Genomic DNA, 1,083 nt, shown 5'->3' with positions numbered 1-1,083 from the left:
ATCACTGTCCGAGTCCGAATCCGAGTCACTGTCGGAGTCCGAATCGCTGTCGGAATCCGAGTCATCGCTGAGATCGACAGTCAATTCAAATATCGGGGAACGCTCGCTGACGTTCCCGGCCTTGTCGGTCACCGTCGTGCTCAGGCTGTGGCTACCTTCGGCCAGCGCTCCCGGGGTAAAGCTCCAGCGGCCATCCTCGCCCGCTATCGCAGTGCCCAGGACGGTATCACCGTCATAAATTGTGACCGTGGCACCCGCTTCCGCCGTGCCGCTCAGGGTCGGCGTATCATCATCCGTTACGCTGCCGTTGTTGAGAATGCCTGTTTCTTCACCTGCATTATCAGTCACCTGCAGATCGCTGACCGGCACCACCGTAGTGTCCACCGTAAGTTCAAACGCCGGTGAACGCTCGCTGACGTTCCCGGCTTTGTCGGTCACCGTGGTGCTCAGGCTGTGGCTACCTTCGGCCAGCGCTTCCGGAGTAAAGCTCCAGCGCCCGTCAACACCCGCAATCACGGTGCCCAGCACGGTGTCGCCGTCATAGATCGTGACCGTAGCGCCCGCTTCCGCTGTGCCGCTCAGGGTCGGCGTGGTGTCGTTGGTCAGATCTCCGCTCTGCAGCGGACCAGTGTGCTCAGCTACGTCATCGGTTACCTGTGGAGCGCTGGCAGCGGGCGCAGTGGTATCTATCGTCAGCTCAAACGCCGGTGAACGCTCGCTGACGTTCCCGGCTTTGTCGGTCACCGTCGCGCTGAGGTTGTGGGTCCCCTCGCTCAGCTCCGGTAAAGTGAAGCTCCAGTTGCCATTCTCATCCACCACGACAGTACCTAGTACGGTATCGCCGTCGTAAATCGTTATTGTTGCCCCTGCTTCTGCCGTTCCTTTAATCTCTGGGGTCGTATCGTCGGTTACATCTCCAGAATGCAGAACGCCGGTGATGGGACCGACATTGTCATTCACCGTAATATTCTCTGCCGCGGTAGGTAACTCGGTATCTGAGTCGCTGTCAGAATCCGAATCGCTATCGGCATCGGAGTCGCCATCGCTATCAGAGTCACTATCTGAATCGGAGTCGCTGTCAGA

At 58.8% G+C, this 1,083-nt stretch carries 1 protein-coding gene; it reads right to left on the bottom strand.

Going from position 1 to position 1,083, the window contains the following annotated elements; translation table 11 throughout:
• Positions 1 to 1,083 (bottom strand): Ig-like domain-containing protein (locus tag KOSB73_RS12480; RefSeq protein WP_207762612.1); only part of this gene is annotated, 1,083 nt, incomplete at both ends.

The sequence above is a fragment of the Klebsiella grimontii genome, from assembly GCF_900200035.1.
Lineage (GTDB): Bacteria > Pseudomonadota > Gammaproteobacteria > Enterobacterales > Enterobacteriaceae > Klebsiella > Klebsiella grimontii.
This window is presented reverse-complemented; position numbering and strand designations above follow the sequence as displayed.